Raw genomic sequence first — 23,159 nt, 5'->3', positions numbered from 1 at the left:
ATGGTCTGACGAAGATTTGATATCGTCAGACCTATTATTATATACTTAATGATGGTATTTATACTTTTTATAATCTTATTTATTTGAAAATAGATTAAAAACAAATAGTGGACACTAGGTATAAAAGGACATATAATAGTGATTATATTTACATTCGTAATAGGCAGATTAGACACGCTATTTTTAATAATAAATAAGTAATAAAACCTAGACAGTAAACAAGGTGATTGAATGGCAAAAGACGAAAATTATACAATTGAAGATATTGTTCACATAGCTAGTGAATATCTAACAGAAGATGATATTGCTTTTATTAATCGAGCTTATGAATATGCGAAGGAATCGCATAAGGAGCAGTTTCGGAAATCTGGTGAACCATACATCATCCACCCTATTCAAGTAGCCGGTATTTTAGTTGATTTAGAGACGGATGCCGAAACCATTGCAGGAGGATTTCTGCATGATGTGGTAGAAGATACAAACGTCACACTGGATGAATTAGAGAAAGAATTCAATCATGAAGTTGCAATGTTAGTAGACGGAGTAACAAAGCTTGGTAAGATTAAATATAAATCAAAACAAGATTTACAAGCTGAAAATCATCGTAAAATGTTTGTTGCCATGGCCAAAGACATTCGCGTAATTCTTATTAAATTAGCAGATCGCTTGCATAATATGAGAACTCTTAAACATTTACCACCAGAAAAACAACGAATGAAGGCTAATGAAACGATAGAGATTTTTGCTCCTCTAGCGCATCGTCTAGGAATTTCAACCATTAAATGGGAGTTGGAAGATACAGCTTTACGATATTTAAATCCGCAGCAATATTATCGTATTGTGCACTTAATGAAACAAAAGCGCGAAGAACGTGAGAATTATATTCAAGAAGTAATTGAAGAGTTGTCTGAGCAGTTAAAAGAGGTAAATATTGATGCGGAAATGTCCGGAAGACCTAAACATCTTTATAGTATTTATCAAAAAATGATGAAGCAGAATAAACAATTCAATGAAATATATGATCTACTCGCTGTTCGAATCATTGTTAATAGTATAAAAGATTGTTATGCAGCTTTAGGTATTATTCATACCAACTGGAAACCTATGCCAGGAAGATTCAAAGATTATATAGCTATGCCCAAACAGAATTTATATCAATCCCTGCACACTACCGTTATTGGACCAAAAGGGGATCCTTTAGAGGTTCAGATTCGTACAAAAGAAATGCATGATATAGCTGAATATGGTATTGCGGCACACTGGGCATATAAAGAAGGAAAACAAGTAAAAGGTGGAAGAAAAACCTTCGAGGAAAAACTTACTTTATTTAGGGAAATTCTAGAATGGCAAAGTGATACTCATGATGCAGAAGAATTTATTGAATCATTAAAAGTGGATTTGTTTTCAGATATGGTTTACGTTTTTACTCCAAAAGGGGATGTCATTGAACTGCCATCTGGCTCTGTACCGCTTGACTTTGCCTATAAAATTCACACAGAAATTGGAAATAAAACTGTAGGCGCAAAGATTAATGGGAAGATGGAGCCACTCGATTATAAGCTGAAAAATGGTGATATAATTGAGGTAATGACATCAAAGCATTCGTATGGACCATCTCAGGATTGGCTGAAAATCACGCAAACTTCTCAAGCGAAAAGCAAAATAAAGCAATTCTTTAAGAAACAGCGAAAAGAAGAAAATGTTATAAAAGGGAAAGAAGCGGTTGAACGGGAGATTCGAGCTCTGAATCTTAATCCTAAGGATGTTTTAACAGCAGAAAATCTTCAGCGAGTTTTTGAGCGATTTAATTTTATTAATGAAGAAGATATGTATGCTGCTGTTGGATACCAAGGAATAACAGCTGCTTTAATTGCTACGCGCCTCACTGAGAAAATACGGGAGGCTAAACAAAAGGAACAAGACCTTCAGCAGACACTTCACGAAGTTAAATCGGGGGTACGTGATCGTAAGGCACATAAAAAAGATTCTGGAGTTAGGGTCGAAGGTGTTGATAATCTACTCGTACGGTTGGCAAAATGCTGTAATCCTGTACCTGGGGATGAAATAGTAGGTTATATTACAAAAGGAAGAGGAGTTTCTGTTCACCGTTCAGACTGTCCTAATGTACAAACGCAAGAGGCAAAACAACGTTTCTTACATGTGGAATGGGGCAACGAGGAAACTGTCGATAAGCAATATCATGTAGATTTAGAGGTTTCTGCTTATGATCGCAGAGGTTTACTCAACGAAGTCTTACAAGCTGTAAATGAAATGAAGACAAATATTACGCACGTTAACGGGAAATCAGACCGTAATAAGATGGCGATTATTCAAATTACTATTTTAATTCATAATACCCATCATTTAAGAAAAGTGGTTGAACGAATAAAACAAATTAAAGACGTTTATAGTGTGACAAGAACATTGCATTAAAGGATGATGGAAATAAATGAAAGCTGTAATACAACGAGCAAAAGATGCACATGTGTCCGTGAATGGAGAGATAATTGGGGAGATTGACAAAGGATTTGTTGTCTTATTAGGTGTAACCCATGAAGATACAGAGGAAGATATTAACTATCTAGTTAAAAAAATTGTTTATCTTCGTGTATTTGAAGATAAGACTGAAAAAATGAATGATTCACTGCTTGATATTGGCGGCAGTATTCTGTCTATTTCTCAATTCACATTATATGGTGATACTAAAAAGGGAAGAAGGCCTAGTTTTACCAAAGCTGCCAAGCCAGATTTTGCTAATGAAATGTATAAAAGTTTTAACGAGAAGGTAAGGGCAGAAGGCATAAAAGTTCAGACTGGACAGTTTGGTGAAATGATGGACGTCTCATTTACAAATGTGGGGCCAGTAACACTAATCATTGATAGTAAAGATAGATAGAAAAAACGGGGCAAATTTGTCCCGTTTTTTAATTTTCTAAAAAGTATTTTCCTAAGCCACTGACGATTCCGGTTACTATTTGTTTTTGATAGAAGGTAGTTTGCAGTAATTTTTCTTTTTCATCATTTGAGATAAAACCTAATTCTATCAGCACAGCAGGCTTAAAATTTTGCCGTATTACATAAAAGTCGCCAAAGCTCGTCCCTCTGTCTCTGGCATTCGTTTCTTTGACAATTTCCTGTTGAATAAAGTTAGCCAATTCCTTATCCTGTTCGTGATAATAATAACTTTCTATCCCAGTTACATCTGGTTGTTCGGGAAAACTATTATAATGGATGCTTATATACGCATCAGTATCTAACAAATTGGAATAACTAGCTCTAGATTTAAGAGAAATGAATACATCATCTGGTCTTGTTAATATTACATTGGCTCCTAATGAAGTTAATTCTTTTTCCAGCTCCAAAGCTGTTAAATAAGTGAAGTCTTTTTCATAGGTGCCAGTTGCGCCGATTGCACCAACATCATGGCCGCCGTGTCCGGCATCAATTACAATTGTTTTATTTTCAAAATTACCAATTAGCTGATCCAGCGGTTTCGTTATTAGTTCCTTGTAAACGTAACCAGACGTAATTTTATCATTTGACAATTCATACCACTGAGCTGTTTCGGAAATAACTTCGTATTCTTCACCAGCATTAGCGAAGGTTATCATTTCATAATCGGTAGATGGTCCATTTCGTAATTGTGTACGGTCATGTTGAATAGTGATTGTTTTACCAACTGCCTTATTGTTTTTACCTTCTTTATTATTTTCCTGTATTTTTTGGACTAAGATATAATCGTCTATAATCCAACCCGTTCCATTTTCGAATTCTATTTCCAGCCAGTTGTTTTGTTTTCTTATTAGCTTATATTCATCATTTAAATTCGCCTGACCGATTGGATCGTATTCGGTTCCAGGACCACTACGAATATTTACTTTATCTTCAGTTACTATTGCACGGTCAGCATGAACATGTATAGTGAAAATGCACACCAAGAAAATTGCTAATAGAAAAATTAATAGCTTATTTATCTGCAAGAAGTAAATCCTCCCCATCATCTCTTTATTACATATCTCTTAGTATAATAAAATTCTCTTCTTTAGGCAAAACTATAACAGAATACTTATAACGCTATCTGTACTTAAGGTTAAGCTATAGACCTAAATGCACAGTGATTATAACAATACCACAATGAAGGGGAACTAACGCTATGAGAATGCAAGATAAACAATGGAATGCAGGAAATGACAAGGATATTTTTGGGGTCGATATACATCAATTTATGAATATGGATGGGCATGCCAATTATATGGAGATTGCAGAAGAACTTGGCATTTCTATTGGAGAAGTAAAAAAGTTGAAGAAAAGGATAAATCGCTCTTGACATAATCTGTCGTAGAGATTAATATTATATTCATTCAAGTTAGAAAAATGATGGACTAATATAAACGATTTACCTATGATGGAAGAAGTAATCAGTAACCGCTTGGAAAGAGAGAAAATGTCGTGGCTGAAAGCATTTTTACAGGACGAACTGATGAAAGACATTCCTGAGGTTTTGTATTGAAAATCAAGTAGATACAAACGTCTTGCAGGCGTTAACTGTGAAGAGCGAATGCATGTTTGCATTAACTAGGGTGGCAACGCGGGTAACTCTCGTCCCTTTATTTATAAGGGGACGAGAGTTTTTTGTATGCAATGGAAGTTTAGGCTTTTATATAAAAAATGTTGCTTTAAGTTTTAATTCGTACTTGATAGAAACTTTGAATATATTTAATTAAACTTATCAGCAGTCTATACATTAAACGCAACAGTCCATGCAAAAAGTGTCAGATTTTAAAGTTTTGCGTAAAAAGGAAAACTACATTTGTTAAAATGACTGAGCGAATGTGAGTTTTATTAATATACATAATTATTTACAATTAATGGAGGTAGAAAGTAATGAGTATGAAGGCCCCAAGAGGAACAGTCGATATTTTGCCGAAGGATGCAAAGAAATGGCAATATGTTGAAAGTAAAATAAAAGACATATGTAATAGATATAACTTTGAAGAGATTAGAACACCTTTATTTGAACACACAGAAGTTTTTTCTAGAGGAGTAGGGGATTCGACCGATATTGTACAAAAGGAAATGTACACTTTTGAAGACAGAGGTGGAAGAAGTTTAACTCTAAGACCCGAGGGAACTGCATCTGTATCCCGTGCATTTGTAGAGAATAAATTGTATGGCGAAGCAAACCAGCCAGTGAAATTATACTATTTTGCACAAATGTTTCGATATGAAAGACCACAAAAAGGAAGAATGCGTCAATTAAATCAATTTGGTGTGGAAGTGCTGGGGAGTGATGATCCAGCTGTAGATGCCGAGGTTATTGACTTAGCAATAACGGTATATAAGGAACTTGGATTAAAATCTTTAAAACTTGTTATTAATTCACTCGGTGATAAAGAAAGCAGAACCAATCATCGAAATGCTTTAATTGAACATTTTGCACCACATAAGGAAGAACTTTGTGCTGACTGTCAAGTACGACTAAATCAAAATCCGCTTCGAGTATTGGATTGTAAAAAAGATAGAGAGCACCCAGCAATGAAGACTGCACCATCCATCTTAGAATATCTTAATGAAGAATCTCGAAATTACTTTGAACAAGTGAAAAACTACTTAACCAAAATGGGGATTGACTTTGTTGTAGATCCTAATTTGGTTCGCGGACTAGACTATTATAATCATACTGCATTTGAAATAATGAGTGACGCAGATGGTTTTGGCGCCATCACTACACTTGCTGGTGGTGGTAGATATAACGGTTTAATTGAGGAGCTAGGTGGACCAAATACTCCTGGGATCGGTTTTGGTATGGGTCTGGAACGTTTATTAATGGCTCTTGATGCTGAGAAAATATCAGTTCCAACTGATGAGAAATTAGATTGTTATTTTGTTGCTGTAGGTGATGATGCAATTACTGAAGCTGTTTCATTAATTCACGATTTACGAGTTAATGGAATTCAAGTAGATAAAGATTATCAAAATAGGAAAATGAAGGGACAGTTTAAATCTGCTGATCGTTATCAAGCTAAATATGTTTTGATATTAGGGGAAAATGAACTTGAAAATAGAGTAGTAAATCTTAAATCAATGGAAACAGGTGAACAAATAGAGGTTCCAATAGATAATTTAACGGAAATGGTAAAGGAAAAACTTCAGGAGGGTAAGAATAATGAGTAATCGTTTGCTAGATGGTACGTTAACAGAAGAAAATATTGATCAGAATGTCCTTCTAAAAGGATGGGTCCAAAAACGCCGTGACTTAGGTGGCTTAATTTTTATTGATTTACGTGATAAATCTGGACTTGTGCAAGTTGTATTTAATCCAGATTTCTCCCAAGAAGCATTGGAGACTGCTGAGAAGATTAGGTCAGAATATGTTGTTGAAATTAATGGACAAGTAGTTGGTAGAGAGGAATCCACATATAATCCCGCAATGAAGACTGGAAAAATAGAAGTTATTGCAAATGAAATTACTATATTAAATAAATCTAAAACACCACCATTTGCAATACAGGATGAAACAGATGTTGCTGAGGATTTACGTTTGAAATATCGCTATATAGACTTAAGGAGAAGTGCGCTGCAAGAAACATTTAAGTTGCGCCATCAAACCACTCAAGCAATTCGTAATTTCTTAAATGATGATGGATTTTTGGAAATGGAAACTCCAATTCTAACGAAAAGTACACCAGAGGGTGCCCGGGATTATCTTGTTCCAAGTAGAGTGCACCCAGGAGAGTTTTATGCATTGCCTCAATCACCTCAATTGTTTAAACAACTGATCATGATGAGTGGATTTGAAAAATACTATCAAATTGCTCGTTGCTTCCGTGATGAGGATTTAAGAGCTGATAGACAACCTGAGTTTACACAGGTAGATATAGAAACTTCTTTCATGACAAGTGATGAAATTATGGAAATGACGGAGCGTATGATGCAGAAAGTGGTAAAAGAAGTGAAAGATATCGATATTGAGTTACCACTTGTAAGAATGCCATATCAGGAAGCAATGGACCGTTTTGGATCTGATAAGCCAGATACAAGATTCGGATTAGAATTGGTTCATGTTTCTGACGTTGTTGCAGCGTCTACTTTCAAAGTATTCCAGAGTGCAATTGATAATGGAGGGAAAGTAGCATTACTAAATGTAAAAGGAGAAGCTGGTAATTTCTCTAGAAAAGATATTGATAAATTAACAGACTTTGTAAAGGTGTATGGAGCTAAAGGTTTGGCTTGGTTAAAATTAGAAGATAATGAACTAAAAGGGCCGATTGCTAAGTTCTTAACAGAAGAAGAAAAGGAAGGAATTGTTAAGAAAGCTGAAGCAAAAGATGGTGATTTATTATTATTTGTAGCTGATAAAAATTCAATTGTATATGATAGCTTAGGCGCACTTCGTTTGAAACTAGGAAAAGATTTAGATCTTATCGATGAATCTAAATTTAATTTCCTATGGGTAACAGATTGGCCGTTGTTAGAGTATGATGAAGAACAGGGAAGGTTCTTTGCTGCTCATCATCCGTTTACATCACCAGTAGAAGAAGATTATGACAAATTAGATAGTGACCCAGCAAGTGTTCGAGCAAATGCTTATGACTTAGTATTAAATGGCTATGAACTTGGTGGTGGTTCAATTCGTATATATCAAAAGGAAATGCAAAATAAGATGTTTAAGGTATTAGGATTTACCCAAGAAGAAGCAGAAGAACAATTTGGTTTCTTACTTGAAGCATTAGAATATGGTGCACCACCACATGGCGGAGTTGCACTCGGGTTAGACCGTATCATTATGTTACTAGCAGGAAGAAGCAATCTTCGTGATACTATTCTATTTCCAAAGACCGCTTCTGCGTCTGATTTATTAACTGCAGCTCCAAGTGCTGTAAGTAATGCACAGTTAAATGAATTAGGTATTCGCCTAGATTCAAAGGACCAGTGAGTTGTTACTAAATTGTAATATGTGTAACTGATTTTTCATAATAGTGAATATTGCAAAAATAATAGTGCTATGTTAAAATAAATTTACAAGAAGAAACTTAATCCTGATATGTTCGTTTATTTACGGTATTTTGACCGAACACCTATATAAATGGGAACTGCGGGTTTTTATGGTGCATGCATGCCGCACACAGATGCGGAAGCATAATAAACATAAAACAGGGTACCCACCTGCCAATAGCGGGATCAAAACATAAAATAAACGGCATTATCGGGATTAAGTAACACCTTACATAATCAGAAAAAACACTAACTCCTAATTAGGAGTTAGTGTTTTTTATTAATTAGAACCTTGCGCAACTTGCTCCAGGTTTCCGTTTTTGTCCATTCTGAATGTTGGAGATTTAATTGCTCCTTGATCATCTAGAACAGTCATTTTTCTAGCTCTTTCCATGATTTGAATAAATGCTTGGTAATCTTCTTTAATAGTGTTCATTTCATTTTCGGTTTGTTCTAATTGTTTTTCAAGTTTTGTTACTTGTTCTGTTAACATGCTATTCTCTTTTTGCAATTGTTCCATGGATGCTTTTGATTGATTAGAAGCATAGTAGTCTTTCTTTAATTCTTTCATAAATTGAATAACCATATCCAAAGTAATTGTTGGTGCTTCTTGTTCCATCATTTGCTTACTTATAGAAGATGGTTCCTCACTCTGTGATAGTTCCTCAGAGAACTCCTCAAAAGTAGCTGGCATTGCAATAACAGGCTTACGTAGTTGCCCGGATTTCTTAGCCATAGCACGTTTCTTTTCTTTTCGTTGTCTTTTCGCAAGATCAATAGCACTGTCATATTTTTGTCTTACTTCTGCATTCCAGCGAAATCCGCAGGCAGCAGATGTACGATTTAATTTGTCTCCAACTTCCTCAAATGCATTCAGCTGTGTGCTGCCTTCTCTAATGTGGCGTAATACTGTTTCTGCTAACAATAAATCATCTTCATGTGACCAAGCATCTTGTCTTACTTTTGCCATTTACGTTCAACTCCTTTTCCTAGCAAGTAAACAATAGATTTATACAGATAGTTAGCTTTTGCTATTAGAATTAGATAAGTTTAGTAGTATATCTATCTGTGTTGTTGTATTTCATCTTGGGAAATAGATTCCCTTGGATGATTTTGTGTTACTTTTTAATTATTGTTACCGCTAGAAACAGGAATTATACCTTTTTTCTTTTATCTTGATTTATTTTATCATAGACTTGCTTCAACGCTTTCTCGAATTTACCAGATTCTTTAGGTTTGTAATAGTGTTTATTTTTTATAGAGTCAGGTAAATATTGTTGACTTACCCATCCGTTTTCATAGTCATGTGGATATGCATAATCTATTCCACGGCCTAATTTATTAGCACCATAATAGTGTGCGTCTTTTAGATGTGCGGGAATGTCTCCGCTCTTACCACTACGTATGTCAGCTAATGCTTGATCCAATGCTTGATAAGCAGTGTTCGATTTAGGGGATAAGCAAAGCTCAATAATAGCTACACTAAGTGGTATACGTGCTTCGGGAAACCCTAAACGTTCAGCTGCTTGGACGGCTGATATAGCTCTTGGGCCTGCTTGGGGATTTGCTAATCCAATATCTTCATAGGCTGTAACAATCATTCTTCGAGCAATGCTATCTAAATCTCCAGCTTCAATTAATCTACCTAAATAATGTAACGCAGCATCTACGTCGCTACCGCGAATAGATTTCTGGAAAGCGGAGATGACATCGTAGTGTGCATCACCACCTTTATCGTGTGAGAAACTTTTTTTCTGCATACACTCTTCAGCAATTTCCAGAGTAATGGCAATTTGATTCATTTGATCTGGTGGAGTGGAAGATACAGCCAACTCCAATCCATTTAACGCTGATCGCATATCACCACCTGAGGAAAGGGCAAAGTGTTCTAATGCCTCATCCGTAACTTGAATATTTTTCGTGCCAAAACCTTTGGTCTCATCTTGGATAGAACGTAATAGAGCGGTTCTTATATTTTCTGATGTTAAGGAATGCAATTCAAATAAATGGCATCTGCTTCTTATTGCAGGGTTAATCGCATGAAAAGGATTACTGGTTGTACAACCAATTAATGTTACTAGATTACTTTCAAGATGAGGTAGAAGAAAATCTTGCTTTGCTTTATCTAGTCGATGTACTTCATCCAGAATTAATACGATGTTTCCACGCATTTTTGCTTCTTCTACTACTATTTCCATGTCTTTTTTCTTATCAGTAACTGCATTTAGTAATTTGACCGGTAATCCTAAGCTTTTTGCTAAAGCTGATGCCATGGAAGTCTTTCCAGTACCTGGAGGTCCATACAATATCATTGAAGACAATTGTTCAGCTTTTACCATTCGACTTAATATTTTTCCCTCTCCTACAAGATGTTCTTGTCCAATAATTTCTTCAATATGGGATGGTCTCATCCGATATGCTAATGGTTTGTGTTTCATTTTAATCGTCCTTTACTTAAGAGGTACTTCAAATTATCCTCTTTTGAATTCACTTTTTTATATGCTATTTTAGTATAAAGCTTAATTCCAATTCGGCTGAAATGCAAGGGGATTGCAATTCATGCTATAATATCATGTAATATTAAATTGTTTTTTATTTAGGCGTTTTCGTAAGGTTTTTGTGTCTTTTTAATGTCACAGTCGATAGTAACTCCTAATTTATTTAATTCAGAACAGTGCTTCACAACCGCTACGGAAATACACTCCGCTTTCCTCGGGGAGTTGGTGAGCCTCTTTCGTGCTAACGCACTTGTAGTCTCACCGATGCTCTTCTTCCCACAGGAGTCTCCGTGTATTTCCTCCGTTGTGTGTCTGCTCTACTTGTATAAACAAGAAATATGCTGTTTTTAAGAATAATAATGGTCTTAAACGTGATTTCATTAGTTATTATCTTTATAACATTTTGTGCATCTATCTTAGCGGGGGCAGAATACGGAGACACCTCGAAAATAAAAACTAATTTTCTTCGTGCGATTTAATGCTGACGTAGTCTTCCTTGTCCTGCGAGAAAAGCACGTGTCGAGACCTGAGCAGCGAGGGGTACTACTTGATTAAGCTTCTTCGGCCCTTGCGCCGAGGAAGCCTACTTCGGAGCGTTACTAGTAGATGCAGACGCAGTTCTGGTTTTTCCGCGAGGAGACTGAGGCCGTGCCCGCGAACCGCAAGTATTCTGCCGAAGCGAATGATCGCACAAATCAAACATATGTGTGAGCGAGAGCTATATTATTCTGAATTAAAGATATTAACAATCTATATAATTATGTAACAATTTATGTGCAAAGGTAATAATCTTCTAGAAAATAACCTTTTTGTGTACAGGAAAATGGTAAATAGATTAAGGAACATGTATAATAAACAATCTTGTTTTATAATAAAAATTTGAGGTGTGACGTATGAAAATTTCAACCAAAGGTAGATATGGGTTAACAATAATGATTGATTTAGCAAAGAAACAAGGGGACGGTCCAACATCGTTAAAGTCAATAGCAAAAGATAATAATCTATCCGAGCATTATTTAGAACAACTTGCATCTCCACTTCGAAATGCAGGGTTGATTAAGAGTATTCGCGGAGCGTATGGTGGATATATCTTGGCAAGAGACGCAAAGGAAATTACAGCAGGGGATATTATACGTGTACTTGAAGGACCCATTACACTTGTTGAAGGTATAGAAGAAGAACCACCTGCACAGCAGGAACTGTGGGGACGTATTCGAGATGCGATTAAAGAAGTATTGGACCGAACCACATTAGAAGATTTAAGAAACCATGACGGCGATAAAAAACAGCAAGCTTATATGTTCTATATTTAAGGCTAATAATAAAAAAATCGTGGATTAACAAGCAATATACTTATCAAAAAAGTTATATTTAAATAAACGTACGTAAAAGTAGGAAAGGAAAGTAATCATGGAAGCTATTTATTTGGACCATGCGGCAACTACACCAATGGATCAAGAAGTTATAGATGCAATGTACCCCATTTATCAGCAAACATTTGGAAATCCTTCCAGTGTACATTCTTTTGGCAGAAAGGCAAGACAACTATTGGATGAAGCAAGACGAGTGATGGCAAAAAGCATTCAAGCAAATGAGAAAGAAATTATCTTTACAAGTGGAGGAACAGAAGCAGATAATTTAGCATTAATCGGTACTGCATTTGCAAATCGAAAAAAAGGAAACCACATCATTACAACTGCCCAAGAACATCATGCCACCTTGCATACTGCTGAGTATCTGGAAAAACAGGGTTTTGAGGTAACCTATTTGCCGGTATATAAGAATGGGCTAATTCGTGTGGAAGATTTGCAGCAATCATTACGTAAGGAAACCGTTCTTGTATCTGTTATGTTTGTGAATAATGAAACGGGGATTATTCAACCTATCCAAGAAATTGGGGAACTGTTAAAAAATCATCAAGCATATTTCCATACAGATGCAGTGCAAGCATATGGCCTTTTGGATATTAACGTAAATGAATTAGGGGTAGATCTCTTATCGGTTTCATCCCATAAGATATATGGGCCAAAAGGTATCGGTTTTTTGTACGCAAAAGATGGAGTTCCTATAAATACATTACAGTTTGGTGGCGAACAAGAAAGGAAACGTCGACCAGGAACGGAGAATGTTGTTAGTATTGCTGGGTTTCAAAAAGCAGTAGAACTAGCGATGGAGAACAAAAGCAAGCGTCGAGAACAGTATCAAAAGTTTAAAGAATTATTTTTAGAAGTGTTGAGGGAGAACGGGGTAACATTTGAAGTGAACGGGGATTTCCATTCACAAATTGCTTCCATTGTTAATGTGAGTTTTCCAGGTGCCAATGTTGAACAACTATTGACCAACTTTGACTTGGATGGGCTTGCAGCTTCAAGCGGTAGTGCGTGTACAGCTGGTAGTGTGGAACCATCTCATGTATTAACTGCAATGTTTGGCAAAAATAATCCGTGTACAACAAATTCCATTCGATTTAGCTTTGGAATATTCAATACGGAAGAAAATATAAGAGAAGCAGCCGAACGGGTTGCTAAAATCGTTCATCGATTAACATCATAAAAGGTCGTGAAAAGATATGAAAGATAAAAAAGATATACGTGTAGTAGTAGGTATGAGTGGAGGAGTTGACTCCTCTGTAGCCGCTCTATTATTAAAAGAAGAAGGCTATGATGTGGTAGGCATATTTATGAAAAATTGGGATGATACGGATGAATTTGGCGTTTGTACAGCAACAGAGGATTTTGATGATGTCGTTCGAGTGTGCAATCAATTAGATATACCATATTACTCGGTGAATTTCGAGAAGCAATATTGGGATAAAGTGTTCACTTACTTCCTAGATGAGTATAAGGCTGGCCGAACTCCAAATCCTGATGTTATGTGTAATAAAGAAATTAAGTTTAAAGCATTTCTCGATCATGCCTTATCTCTTGGAGCAGATTATTTAGCAACAGGCCATTATGCTCGAGTTCAGGAAGTCAATGGTAGGGTCCAAATGCTTAGAGGTGTCGATGATAATAAAGACCAAACCTATTTTTTAAATCAATTATCTGAAGATATTTTAAGTAAAGTGATGTTCCCGCTAGGAAATATGCCCAAATCCCGAGTCCGCGAAATTGCCAAAGAGGCAAATTTAGTAACGGCAACTAAAAAGGATTCAACTGGTATCTGTTTTATTGGTGAACGTAATTTTAAAGAGTTTTTGAGTGAATTTTTACCGGCACAACCTGGTGAAATGCAAACACTCGATGGAGAAGTTAAAGGAAGACATGACGGATTAATGTACTATACAATAGGTCAACGTCAAGGTCTAGGTATTGGTGGTCCTGGAGATCCATGGTTTGTGGTAGGGAAGAACTTAAAAGATAATGTACTATATGTGGAGCAAGGTTATTCCAATGATAAATTGTATTCTGAAGCATTAGTGGCAACAGATGTTAATTGGATTCATCCAGATCAAGTAAAGCATGAATTTACTTGCACAGCGAAGTTCCGTTATCGCCAAAAAGATAGTGATGTGACTGTACAGGTATTAGAAGATGGAAAAGTTAAAGTAAACTTTCATGAAAACCAAAGAGCCATAACACCTGGGCAAGCTGTTGTATTTTATGATGGGGATGTATGTTTAGGTGGAGGAACAATTGACAAAGTAATAAAAAACAACCAAGCAATTCAATACGTTGGTTAGGGTATAGCATGTCTATACCTAAAAGGAGTTCTAAGTAAATGGATAAAAATACACAAGGAATAACATTAATGCAGGAACAAAAATACGAGGAAGCAGCAAAATTATTTAATGAAGTTATAGAAGAAAACCCAAACGCCCCCTTAGGGTATATAAACTTTGGGAATTTATTATTACATTTAAAAGAATTTGATAGAGCAGAGCGTTTTTTCAAAAAAGCCATTGAATTAGATCAAAATGCAGCCACTGCATATTATGGGCTTGGCAATTTATATTTTGAACAAGAGAATTTTCAAGAAGCGATTACGTATTTTCAAAAAGCTCAGCAACTTGGAATAGAAGAAGCCGACGTCTATTTCATGTTGGGAATCTCATTTGTAAATCAAGAGCAATTTAAATTGTCTATCCCATATTTGATGAGGGCTGCGGAGTTAAATCCGGAAGATGAAGAAATATTATTTCAGTATGGACTATCACTAGCACAAAGCAATCATTTGCAAGAAGCACAATCAGTCTTTTTAAAAGTGCTAGAGAAAAAGGAAGAACACGCAGATTCTCACTATAATTTAGGTGTTATCGAATTGTTTCAGGAAAATATTGAACAAGCGGTTTATCATTTTGATGAAGCGTTACGGATACAACCAGAGCATCTATTGGCAGCAAATGCAAAGAAGAATATGGATAAATTATTAAAAGAAAATGAAACAGAAGAGTGAGGTTGTTTTTCATGGAAAACGTTCAGCAATCAGAAGAACAAAAGTATATTAAGGGCGAGTTACTTTATACCATTTTTCATAATGAGTCTGAACAATTTTCCATTGCAAAAATAAAAATACGCGAAACAAATGAAGACTTTAAAGAAAAAGATGTTGTCATAAAAGGTTACTTTTCTCGATTACAGGAGCAGACAACCTATTATTTTTATGGGGAATTTGAGCGTCATGCAAAATTTGGCATGCAATACAAAGTCTTGTCTTATAAAACGTTTATACCAGATACAAAAGACGGTCTGGTGGCTTATTTATCCAGTGACTTATTCTACGGAATTGGTAAAAAGCTTGCGAAACGTATAGTCAATCAGCTAGGAGAAAACGCCATCTCCAAGATATTAAATCATCCGGAATCTTTAAAAGATGTCCGAGGGCTAAAAAAAGAAACACGAGATAAATTGGTTCAAAGTATTCATGAGAATCAGGGCTTTGAGCATGTGGTTGTTCATTTAGCGAAGTATAATATTGGATTAAAAATGGCCCAAAAAATCTATAAAGTGTATAAAGAAGATGCCATGGAAAAATTAGAAGAAGATCCTTATCAATTTGTTTTTGATATAGAAGGGTTTGGATTCCAGACGGCAGATGAAATTGCTAGACAAAATGGACTATCTTTAACGCATCCTAACCGAATCGGTGCTGGGTGTATTTATGTCCTGCAAAAAAGTGTTCAAGATGGGCATGTTTATCTTCCACTAGATGCTTGTATATATGAAGTGATGAATTTGCTTATTGGAAGTCAGGAGCTGACAGAATCCATTATTGCAGATAGGTTAGAAGAATTAAATACGGAAAAGAAAGCAATTATCCAAGATGGTAATGTATATTTACCTTCTTTGTATTACGCAGAGGATGGTTTTGCTTCACATCTAGAACGAATTATTCAAAAACCGATTGAACATGAGACGCCTTTGGCAGAAGTTATGAAAATCATTGGAGATATAGAAGAACAGGAAGTACTTAGTTATGGAAAAGAGCAGTTTGAGGCAATTAATCAAGCTATTCACTCTAAAGTTATGATACTGACTGGTGGACCGGGAACTGGGAAAACGACCGTAATAAAGGGGATTATTAAGGCCTATGCAGCTATTCACAATCTCTCTCTTGATCCCATGGATTATGATAAAAAAAAAGATTTTCCATTTGTTTTAGCTGCCCCAACTGGTCGTGCAGCGAAGCGGCTTACAGAATCAACTGGTCTTCCGGCTCTTACTATCCATAGATTGTTAGGTTGGAATGGTAATAACGGATTTGATAAAGATGAGCAAGAGCAGTTGAACGGGAAGTTTCTGATCGTAGATGAATTTTCAATGGTCGATATTTGGTTAGCAAATAGTTTATTTAAAGCAATACCTGATAATATGCAAGTTTTACTCGTAGGAGATGAAGACCAGCTACCATCAGTTGGTCCTGGTCAAGTGTTATCTGATTTATTGCTAAGTGGATTGATTCCTTCTATCAGTTTAAGTGAAGTCTACCGTCAAAAAGAAGGTTCTAAAATTATACAATTAGCACACGAAATAAAGAATGATATATGTACACCTGAATCTCTGAAAAATGATAAAGATTTCAGCTTTATAACTTGTCATGAATATCAAATGATTGATGTGATTACTACCATTTTTAATCGAGCGAAGGAAAAGGGAATGGACTTAAAGGACATGCAAGTATTAGCTCCAATGTATCGTTCTCAAGCTGGTATAACAATGATCAATAAACATTTACAGCAGTTAATTAACCCTAAGACGAAAAGAAGACGAGAAGTTAAGGCAAATGATGTCGTATATCGAGTCGGTGACAAGGTCATTCAACTAGTCAATCAGCCAGAAGATGGTGTGTTTAATGGGGACATAGGTGAGATTGTTGCTATTTTCAGAGAAGATGAGAATAAGGAAAACGAGGAGCAAATTGTCATTTCCTTTGATGATGACAAGGAAGTTGTCTATGTCAGAAAAGATTATATCAATTTTATGCATGCATATTGTATATCCATTCACAAATCTCAAGGAAGTGAATTTCCGATTGTCGTGTTGCCTGTTATATCGGCTTACCATCGAATGCTGCGAAAGAATTTAGTGTATACTGCCATCACAAGGAGTAAAGAGTCATTGATTATTTGTGGTGAGATGAACGCCTTCTTTAAGGGGATTCGAACAATGGATACGAATAAGCGGTACACTTCTTTAAAGGAACGGTTAAGTAAACAATTAAAAACTTCTCCTATGGAAGTACAGAATAGGAATGAAGAAGAGCTCTCTCCATATGATTTTATGGAATAAAATGTATATAGTTAGATATTTTTGGTAAACCTATCATCTGTAAAGTTCTCTAAAGAGTTAATCCAAAAGGTTTGAAAAAGGACTGCTATTATGCAGGTTCTGGGAAATTTCTTATGCCTGTTCTTATTGGATATACATCTTTATTGTAAATGAGGTGATAGGTTTATGTATATGCGCTGCCCAAATTGTAATGGTAAAGATATTGGCAAAATAGGTACACAAAACTATTATTGCTGGACATGTTTCATAGAGATGACCGTCGTAAATAATGAATTAGCAGTCCATCAAATCGAAGCGGATGGTAGTTTGAGTTCTCTAAATGACTTATTTTCTGAAGATGAGCTCAGATTACAGTAGTATTCCCTTAGTCAACTATATTGTACTAAGGAGGAGTTAGATGTTTCGAGATGAAAATCGCGTATCAATTATTTACTGGCTTTTGATTGGCATTCTATTATTTTTATTTGTTTTTTTACTCGTAAAGACATTTCCATATTATAAGGAAGTCTTTACATTCTTATGGAAGCTTTTCCTTCCATTTATAATCGCATGTCTAATAGCTTATTTACTCTTTCCAATTATAGAAAAGCTGCATAGTTTTAATATTCATAGAGGATTGGCCATTTTATTAATATATCTATTATTTTTTGTTGGTGTCGGTTATCTAATTTATCGTGTATATCCGGCGATTGTTCATCAGGTACATGATTTATCTAATAACTTTCCCCAATTTGTGCAAACTTATCAGAAAATGATTTACAGTTTATATGAATATACCTCTTTTATGCCAGAAACAGTACATGACAAAATGGATCATTTTTTTATTACTATTGAAAACTCACTAGATGATTTATTGTCCAATCTGTTAAGTGGATTTACTAAAATATTTGATATGATTATTACTATAACAGTTATTCCTGTGCTAGTATTCTATTTCTTAAAAGATTATGAAAAAATAAAAGGATTCATCAAAACCATAATTCCTAGTAAGTATCGAAAACAGTCAAGCAAAATGGTGCACGCCATTGATGATAGCTTGGGAGATTACATACGTGGACAGCTAATTGTATGTCTATTTGTCAGTTTAACAGCACTCCTTGTATTTAAGTTTTTAAAGATTGAATACGCCCTATTATTGGCAATTATTATGGGAGTAACGAACATTATTCCATATTTTGGCCCTATAATTGGAGCTGTTCCAGCAATAATTATAACTTTTACAACAACAAACTCCATTCAGATTGTAATTTTTGTTATTATTGGTATCTTCGTTATACAGGTTATTGAAGGAAATTTACTGTCTCCATATATAGTTGGGAAAAGTGTGGCCATCCATCCAGTGGCAATCATATTTGCCTTATTATTAGGTGGTCAATTATTTGGAGTAATTGGTATGATTTTAGCAGTACCAGTACTTTCGGTAATTAAAGTAATGACGAACCATGCGTTAGCAATATCGTTTCGTCGTTGACAAGTTTAGCAAATTTGCATATACTCAAATAAGAAAAATTTCTATGAACATAATATGATGAAAGTGATAAGTACATGATTGACCGTTTTAAAGAGAGAGATTTCCTTAGGCTGAAAGAAATCTTATTCTGCAATTATGGAAAGCTACACTGGAGTGCGGCTAATACCCGCCGGTTACATACCGTTAACATGTTCAAAGTGATGAATGGTGTCAAATCGTTCATAATTAGGGTGGTACCGCGAACCAAATCTCGTCCCTGCAGTTATGCAGAGAGGAGATTTTTTTGTTTAAGCTTATAAGTTCTGCCGGAGCGAATGACAGCAGAAGACATTCATAAGTGAAAGCGAGCGCTAACTGTTCTGAATTAAATAAATTAGGAGTTACTATCAATTATGTATATCCAAATAGCAATTAATTCTTAAATATCTTAAAGGAGGATATCAAATGAAACAATTAACTTCAGCGCAAGTGAGACAAATGTATCTTGATTTTTTTAAAGAGAAAGGACATCGTGTTGAGCCTAGTGCATCATTAGTCCCTAAAGATGATCCAACTTTACTTTGGATTAATAGTGGAGTAGCTACATTGAAGAAATACTTTGATGGACGTGTTATTCCTGAGAATCCTCGTATTGTAAATGCGCAAAAATCTATCCGTACCAATGATATTGAAAACGTTGGATATACGGCAAGACATCATACCTTTTTCGAGATGCTTGGTAATTTTTCAATAGGTGACTATTTTAAAAAGGAAGCAATTGAATGGGCATGGGAATTTCTTACAAGTGAAAAGTGGCTGAACTTAAAACCAGAATTATTAGCTGTAACTGTTCATCCTGAAGACGATGAAGCTTATGAAATATGGATGAATGATATTGGCATTCCAAAAGAACGTATTATTCGCTTAGAAGAGAACTTTTGGGATATTGGAGAAGGACCAAGTGGACCAAATACTGAAATTTTCTATGATCGTGGAGAAGAATACGGGAATGACCCAAATGACCCCGAACTATACCCTGGCGGCGAAAATAATCGATATTTGGAAGTTTGGAATTTAGTTTTTTCTCAGTATAATCATAATCCTGATGACACGTATACTCCTCTTCCTAAGAAGAATATTGATACAGGAATGGGGCTAGAACGGATGGTTTCAGTTGTTCAAAATACACCTACGAACTTTGAAACGGACTTGTTCATGCCAATCATTCAGAAAACAGAAAATCTCTCAACCACAAACTATGGAAAATCAGCACAAGCTGACACAGCATTTAAGGTAATTTCTGATCATATAAGAACTGTAAGCTTTGCAATTGGCGATGGAGCACTGCCATCAAATGAGGGAAGAGGCTATGTGTTAAGAAGATTACTGAGGAGAGCTGTACGATTTGCTAAAGAAATCGGAATCAATAAACCTTTCATGTTTGAATTAGTAGAAACAGTGGGAGAAATTATGAAAGACTTCTATCCGCAAGTTTTAAAACAAAAGGAGTTTATTGAATCTGTTGTAAAAGTAGAAGAAGAGCGATTCCATGAAACACTTAATGATGGTCTTGATATATTAACTTCTATTATCGAGAAAGAAAAAGCAAAAGAAAGCTCCGTATTTCCAGGGGAAGAGGTATTTCGATTGTATGACACATACGGTTTTCCAAAAGAATTAACTGAAGAGTATGTGGAACAGCAAGGTTTTACTATAGACGAAGAAGGCTATAACAAAGAGATGGAAAAACAAAGAAGCCGAGCTCGAAATGCTAGACAAAAAGTCGATTCCATGCAAGTTCAAGATACCGTTTTAAGTGAAATAGATGTTGTAAGTGAATTTGTAGGGTATGAAAAATTAGAAACAGAGACGAAAATCACTGCGATGTTTGATGGGAATGACATCATTGAAACTGCCAAAAGTGGAGAAGAAGTCTATGTTTTCTTAACGGAAACTCCATTTTATGCTGAAAGCGGAGGGCAAGTTGCAGATAATGGATGGATTTATACAGAATCCGCTACAGCCTTTGTGAAAGAAGTGAAAAAATCACCTAAGGGTCAACATATCCATCAAATTGTTATTAAAGATGGCGAATTATCATCAGGTGAAAATGTAAAAGCAGCAGTTGATTATGAATTTCGTAACTCCGTTATCAAAAATCATACGGGAACACACATATTACATCAAGCTTTAAAAGATGTACTTGGATCTCATGTAAATCAATCAGGATCACTAGTGACACCTGAACGATTGCGTTTTGATTTTTCTCATTTTAATCCAGTTACAGAGGATGAATTAAAACAAATTGAGCAAATTGTAAATGAAAAAGTGTGGGAAGCATTACCTGTAGAGGTCAATCACAAGAAGTTACAGGAAGCAAAAGAAATGGGAGCAATGGCTTTATTTGGTGAAAAATATGGTGATGTGGTCCGTGTAGTTCAGATAGGGGACTATAGCTTAGAGTTGTGTGGCGGTTGTCATGTGCGGAATAGTTCAGATATCGGCTTATTTAAAATCGTATCAGAGAGTGGAATTGGTGCAGGTATACGTAGAATAGAAGCAGTTACAAGCAAGCATGCATACAACTATTTAAATTCAAAGCTTCAACTATTGCATACATCAGCACATTTAGTAAAATCGAAAGAAGAAAATCTTCCAGAACGGATTGAAAGTCTATTCCGTGATATAAAAGATCTTCAAAAAGAAAATGAATCCTTAAATGCTAAATTGGCTAATGCACAGAGTTCTTCTATTTTAGAGCAAGTGGAAAAAGTGGAAGGAATATCTGTTCTTGCACAGCAGGTAAACGTAAAAGATATGAATCAATTAAGAAATATGATTGATGATTTAAAACAGAAGTTAGAATCTGGTCTTATTCTGCTTGCGACAGAGACAAATGGTAAGGTTCAGCTTGCGGCAGGTGTGTCGAAAGATTTAGTCAATCAAGGTTTTCATGCTGGGAAACTTATCAAACAAGCTGCTGAAATTTGTGGAGGAGGCGGTGGAGGCCGTCCAGATATGGCGCAAGCAGGCGGAAAGGATCCAGCCAAAATAAACGAAGCTATACAATTTGTAAAAAAATACGTCGTAGAGACTAGTAAATAATGTTTTACTTCTAATAGTTAATCTACCAGTCGGCTGAAGGTAATTATCTTCTTGTCGACTGAAGTTTCACTTTAAATAACATACGTGTTAAAATATATGTAGATTTCGTAGTTATAATCTTAGTATTTTATTTTAGAAAACTATATGATATGCTTCAAGTAGTCATCAAAGTGTTAATCTTACTATCATCAAAGGTAAAAGCTATATTAATATAAGAAGATTATATCTAAAAAAGTATGAACAAACGTAAGTTTTCTAGAGACGGGGTGTCAAAATGAGTTCAATTGATAAAACGATGAAGTTTAATTTTTCAGAAGAACCGTATGACCAGGATATTAAAGAGATACTTTTTACGGTTCATGGAGCCTTAAAAGAAAAAGGGTACAATCCAATTAATCAAATTGTTGGTTACTTGCTTTCAGGTGATCCAGCGTATATTCCAAGATATAATGATGCCAGGAATTTAATACGGAAAGTTGAACGTGATGAAGTAATCGAAGAATTGGTTAAATATTATTTGGAACAGCAAAAGGCGGATTAAATGAAACTAATAGGATTTGATGTTGGCTCTAAGACAATTGGGGTCGCTATCAGTGATGCACTAGGTTGGACAGCCCAAGGACTAACAACGATTTATTGGGACGAAGAGGCTATCAACTCAGCAGATAAGGAAATATCTGAAATTATAAAAGAACATGATATTGGCAAAGCTATAGTAGGACTACCTAAAAACATGAATGGCACTATTGGTGAACGCGGTGAAGCTTCTCAGAAGTTTGCTGATCACATCGAAGAAACTTTCCAGATCCCTACTGTGCTCTGGGATGAAAGACTTACTACAATGGCTGCTGAAAGAGTTTTATTAGAGGCGGATATGAGTAGAAAGAAAAGAAAAAAAGTTATAGATAAAATGGCAGCAGTCATGATACTGCAGGGATTTTTAGATCAAAAATAAAAGAGGTGTAAGTGTGTCACTAGAAAAAAAAGAACGCATCATTGTTCCTAATGAAAATGGAGAAGAACATTTATTTGAAGTTTTATTTACCTTTGATGTAGATGAAACAGAAAACTCCTATATTGCTGTAGTTCCTGTAGAACAAGCAGAGGATGAAGAAGTTGAAGTTTATGCTTTTCGATATGAAGAAACGGAAAAAGATGATTTAACTCTATTCCCAATTGAATCAGATGAGGAATGGGATATGGTTGAAGAAATGTTAAATACATTATCAGATGAAGAATTAGGGGCAGAATAACATACTGAATAGAATTTCATATTAGGAAAACTTATTTATTGGGGTGCGAAAGGATTCGTACCTCTTTCTTATGTATAAAATGAAAAAGACTTAGTCAGTTTTGTTTTATTTTAATTCGATCGATGAAAAA

General features: G+C 35.4%; 19 protein-coding genes, 1 other RNA gene and 2 other annotated features. Of the genes, 17 read left to right on the top strand and 3 right to left on the bottom strand.

The genetic code is table 11. The features are described from left to right. Positions 1-231 precede the first annotated feature (231 nt). Together D8M06_RS03555 and dtd are read left to right on the top strand one after the other, a co-directional pair. On the top strand, positions 232-2,433 hold the full coding sequence (locus D8M06_RS03555) for a RelA/SpoT family protein (RefSeq protein WP_121202958.1): 2,202 nt from the start codon (positions 232-234) through the stop codon (positions 2,431-2,433). A gap of 16 nt (positions 2,434-2,449) precedes the next feature. Further along, positions 2,450-2,896 (top strand): D-aminoacyl-tRNA deacylase, encoded by a 447-nt coding sequence (gene dtd, locus D8M06_RS03550; RefSeq protein WP_121202957.1) that lies wholly within the window; start codon positions 2,450-2,452, stop codon positions 2,894-2,896. Positions 2,897-2,924: 28 nt separating this feature from the next. On the opposite strand, the gene D8M06_RS03545 is transcribed toward dtd, so the two are convergent. Next, on the bottom strand, positions 2,925-3,980 hold the full coding sequence (locus tag D8M06_RS03545; protein ID WP_158591723.1) for an N-acetylmuramoyl-L-alanine amidase family protein: 1,056 nt from the start codon (positions 3,978-3,980) through the stop codon (positions 2,925-2,927). Positions 3,981-4,153: 173 nt separating this feature from the next. On the opposite strand from D8M06_RS03545, the gene D8M06_RS19945 reads away from it, so the two are divergent. The 4 genes from D8M06_RS19945 to ssrS all read left to right on the top strand — a co-directional run bounded on the left by D8M06_RS19945 (position 4,154) and on the right by ssrS (position 8,217). After that, complete coding sequence (locus D8M06_RS19945) at positions 4,154-4,327, top strand: hypothetical protein (protein ID WP_170150256.1); 174 nt, start codon at positions 4,154-4,156, stop codon at positions 4,325-4,327. Positions 4,328-4,393: 66 nt separating this feature from the next. After that, positions 4,394-4,610 (top strand) — a binding site (T-box leader). A gap of 274 nt (positions 4,611-4,884) precedes the next feature. Next, on the top strand, positions 4,885-6,174 hold the full coding sequence (hisS, locus tag D8M06_RS03540) for a histidine--tRNA ligase (RefSeq protein WP_121202955.1): 1,290 nt from the start codon (positions 4,885-4,887) through the stop codon (positions 6,172-6,174). Then, a complete protein-coding gene (gene aspS, locus D8M06_RS03535) occupies positions 6,167-7,936 on the top strand; it encodes an aspartate--tRNA ligase (RefSeq protein WP_121202954.1) in 1,770 nt (589 codons plus the stop codon). The genes hisS and aspS overlap by 8 nt, the downstream gene beginning before the upstream one ends. A gap of 97 nt (positions 7,937-8,033) precedes the next feature. After that, a non-coding RNA gene (ssrS, locus tag D8M06_RS03530) (6S RNA) lies at positions 8,034-8,217 on the top strand. Positions 8,218-8,275: 58 nt separating this feature from the next. On the opposite strand, the gene D8M06_RS03525 is transcribed toward ssrS, so the two are convergent. After that, the gene (locus D8M06_RS03525) at positions 8,276-8,965 is read right to left on the bottom strand and encodes an RsfA family transcriptional regulator (RefSeq protein ID WP_121202953.1); all 690 of its coding nucleotides are present in this window, start codon (positions 8,963-8,965) and stop codon (positions 8,276-8,278) included. Between the two features lie 184 nt (positions 8,966-9,149). Further along, positions 9,150-10,433 (bottom strand): replication-associated recombination protein A, encoded by a 1,284-nt coding sequence (locus tag D8M06_RS03520; protein ID WP_121202952.1) that lies wholly within the window; start codon positions 10,431-10,433, stop codon positions 9,150-9,152. Between the two features lie 953 nt (positions 10,434-11,386). On the opposite strand from D8M06_RS03520, the gene cymR reads away from it, so the two are divergent. The 11 genes from cymR to D8M06_RS03465 all read left to right on the top strand — a co-directional run bounded on the left by cymR (position 11,387) and on the right by D8M06_RS03465 (position 23,029). Next, positions 11,387-11,806 carry a cysteine metabolism transcriptional regulator CymR gene (gene cymR / locus D8M06_RS03515; RefSeq protein WP_121202951.1) on the top strand — a complete coding sequence of 140 codons (420 nt, stop codon included), beginning with the start codon at positions 11,387-11,389 and terminating at the stop codon, positions 11,804-11,806. Positions 11,807-11,903: 97 nt separating this feature from the next. After that, positions 11,904-13,046, top strand: coding sequence for a cysteine desulfurase family protein (locus D8M06_RS03510; RefSeq protein ID WP_121202950.1), 1,143 nt, complete (start codon positions 11,904-11,906; stop codon positions 13,044-13,046). Between the two features lie 16 nt (positions 13,047-13,062). Beyond that, positions 13,063-14,175 carry a tRNA 2-thiouridine(34) synthase MnmA gene (mnmA, locus tag D8M06_RS03505; protein WP_121202949.1) on the top strand — a complete coding sequence of 371 codons (1,113 nt, stop codon included), beginning with the start codon at positions 13,063-13,065 and terminating at the stop codon, positions 14,173-14,175. A 38-nt stretch (positions 14,176-14,213) separates the two neighbouring features. After that, the gene (locus D8M06_RS03500; RefSeq protein WP_121202948.1) at positions 14,214-14,888 is read left to right on the top strand and encodes a tetratricopeptide repeat protein; all 675 of its coding nucleotides are present in this window, start codon (positions 14,214-14,216) and stop codon (positions 14,886-14,888) included. 11 nt (positions 14,889-14,899) lie between these two features. Then, positions 14,900-17,221, top strand: coding sequence for an SF1B family DNA helicase RecD2 (recD2, locus tag D8M06_RS03495; protein ID WP_121202947.1), 2,322 nt, complete (start codon positions 14,900-14,902; stop codon positions 17,219-17,221). Positions 17,222-17,392: 171 nt separating this feature from the next. Next, a complete protein-coding gene (locus D8M06_RS03490; RefSeq protein ID WP_121203092.1) occupies positions 17,393-17,578 on the top strand; it encodes a hypothetical protein in 186 nt (61 codons plus the stop codon). Positions 17,579-17,618: 40 nt separating this feature from the next. Further along, positions 17,619-18,692, top strand: coding sequence for an AI-2E family transporter (locus tag D8M06_RS03485; RefSeq protein ID WP_121202946.1), 1,074 nt, complete (start codon positions 17,619-17,621; stop codon positions 18,690-18,692). 48 nt (positions 18,693-18,740) lie between these two features. Further along, positions 18,741-18,953 (top strand) — a binding site (T-box leader). Positions 18,954-19,136: 183 nt separating this feature from the next. Next, on the top strand, positions 19,137-21,776 hold the full coding sequence (gene alaS / locus D8M06_RS03480; RefSeq protein WP_121202945.1) for an alanine--tRNA ligase: 2,640 nt from the start codon (positions 19,137-19,139) through the stop codon (positions 21,774-21,776). 274 nt (positions 21,777-22,050) lie between these two features. After that, positions 22,051-22,317: an IreB family regulatory phosphoprotein gene (locus tag D8M06_RS03475; protein ID WP_121202944.1), complete on the top strand. Its 267-nt coding sequence runs from the start codon at positions 22,051-22,053 to the stop codon at positions 22,315-22,317. Next, positions 22,318-22,731, top strand: a complete 414-nt coding sequence (gene ruvX, locus D8M06_RS03470) for a Holliday junction resolvase RuvX (protein WP_121202943.1) — start codon at positions 22,318-22,320, stop codon at positions 22,729-22,731. Between the two features lie 13 nt (positions 22,732-22,744). After that, positions 22,745-23,029, top strand: a complete 285-nt coding sequence (locus tag D8M06_RS03465; RefSeq protein WP_121202942.1) for a DUF1292 domain-containing protein — start codon at positions 22,745-22,747, stop codon at positions 23,027-23,029. Positions 23,030-23,159 lie beyond the last annotated feature (130 nt).

The organism is Oceanobacillus halophilus, assembly GCF_003628505.1.
In the GTDB taxonomy this organism is placed as follows: domain Bacteria; phylum Bacillota; class Bacilli; order Bacillales; family Amphibacillaceae; genus Oceanobacillus; species Oceanobacillus halophilus.
This window is presented reverse-complemented; position numbering and strand designations above follow the sequence as displayed.

Coding starts and splice junctions, on each gene's coding strand:
- D8M06_RS03555 (WP_121202958.1), top strand. CDS start 232: ATGGCAAAAGACGAAAATTATACAATTGAAGATATTGTTCACATAGCT.
- dtd (WP_121202957.1), top strand. CDS start 2,450: ATGAAAGCTGTAATACAACGAGCAAAAGATGCACATGTGTCCGTGAAT.
- D8M06_RS19945 (WP_170150256.1), top strand. CDS start 4,154: ATGAGAATGCAAGATAAACAATGGAATGCAGGAAATGACAAGGATATT.
- hisS (WP_121202955.1), top strand. CDS start 4,885: ATGAGTATGAAGGCCCCAAGAGGAACAGTCGATATTTTGCCGAAGGAT.
- aspS (WP_121202954.1), top strand. CDS start 6,167: ATGAGTAATCGTTTGCTAGATGGTACGTTAACAGAAGAAAATATTGAT.
- D8M06_RS03525 (WP_121202953.1), bottom strand. CDS start 8,965: ATGGCAAAAGTAAGACAAGATGCTTGGTCACATGAAGATGATTTATTG.
- D8M06_RS03520 (WP_121202952.1), bottom strand. CDS start 10,433: ATGAAACACAAACCATTAGCATATCGGATGAGACCATCCCATATTGAA.
- cymR (WP_121202951.1), top strand. CDS start 11,387: ATGAAAATTTCAACCAAAGGTAGATATGGGTTAACAATAATGATTGAT.
- D8M06_RS03510 (WP_121202950.1), top strand. CDS start 11,904: ATGGAAGCTATTTATTTGGACCATGCGGCAACTACACCAATGGATCAA.
- mnmA (WP_121202949.1), top strand. CDS start 13,063: ATGAAAGATAAAAAAGATATACGTGTAGTAGTAGGTATGAGTGGAGGA.
- D8M06_RS03500 (WP_121202948.1), top strand. CDS start 14,214: ATGGATAAAAATACACAAGGAATAACATTAATGCAGGAACAAAAATAC.
- recD2 (WP_121202947.1), top strand. CDS start 14,900: ATGGAAAACGTTCAGCAATCAGAAGAACAAAAGTATATTAAGGGCGAG.
- D8M06_RS03490 (WP_121203092.1), top strand. CDS start 17,393: ATGCGCTGCCCAAATTGTAATGGTAAAGATATTGGCAAAATAGGTACA.
- D8M06_RS03485 (WP_121202946.1), top strand. CDS start 17,619: ATGTTTCGAGATGAAAATCGCGTATCAATTATTTACTGGCTTTTGATT.
- alaS (WP_121202945.1), top strand. CDS start 19,137: ATGAAACAATTAACTTCAGCGCAAGTGAGACAAATGTATCTTGATTTT.
- D8M06_RS03475 (WP_121202944.1), top strand. CDS start 22,051: ATGAGTTCAATTGATAAAACGATGAAGTTTAATTTTTCAGAAGAACCG.
- ruvX (WP_121202943.1), top strand. CDS start 22,318: ATGAAACTAATAGGATTTGATGTTGGCTCTAAGACAATTGGGGTCGCT.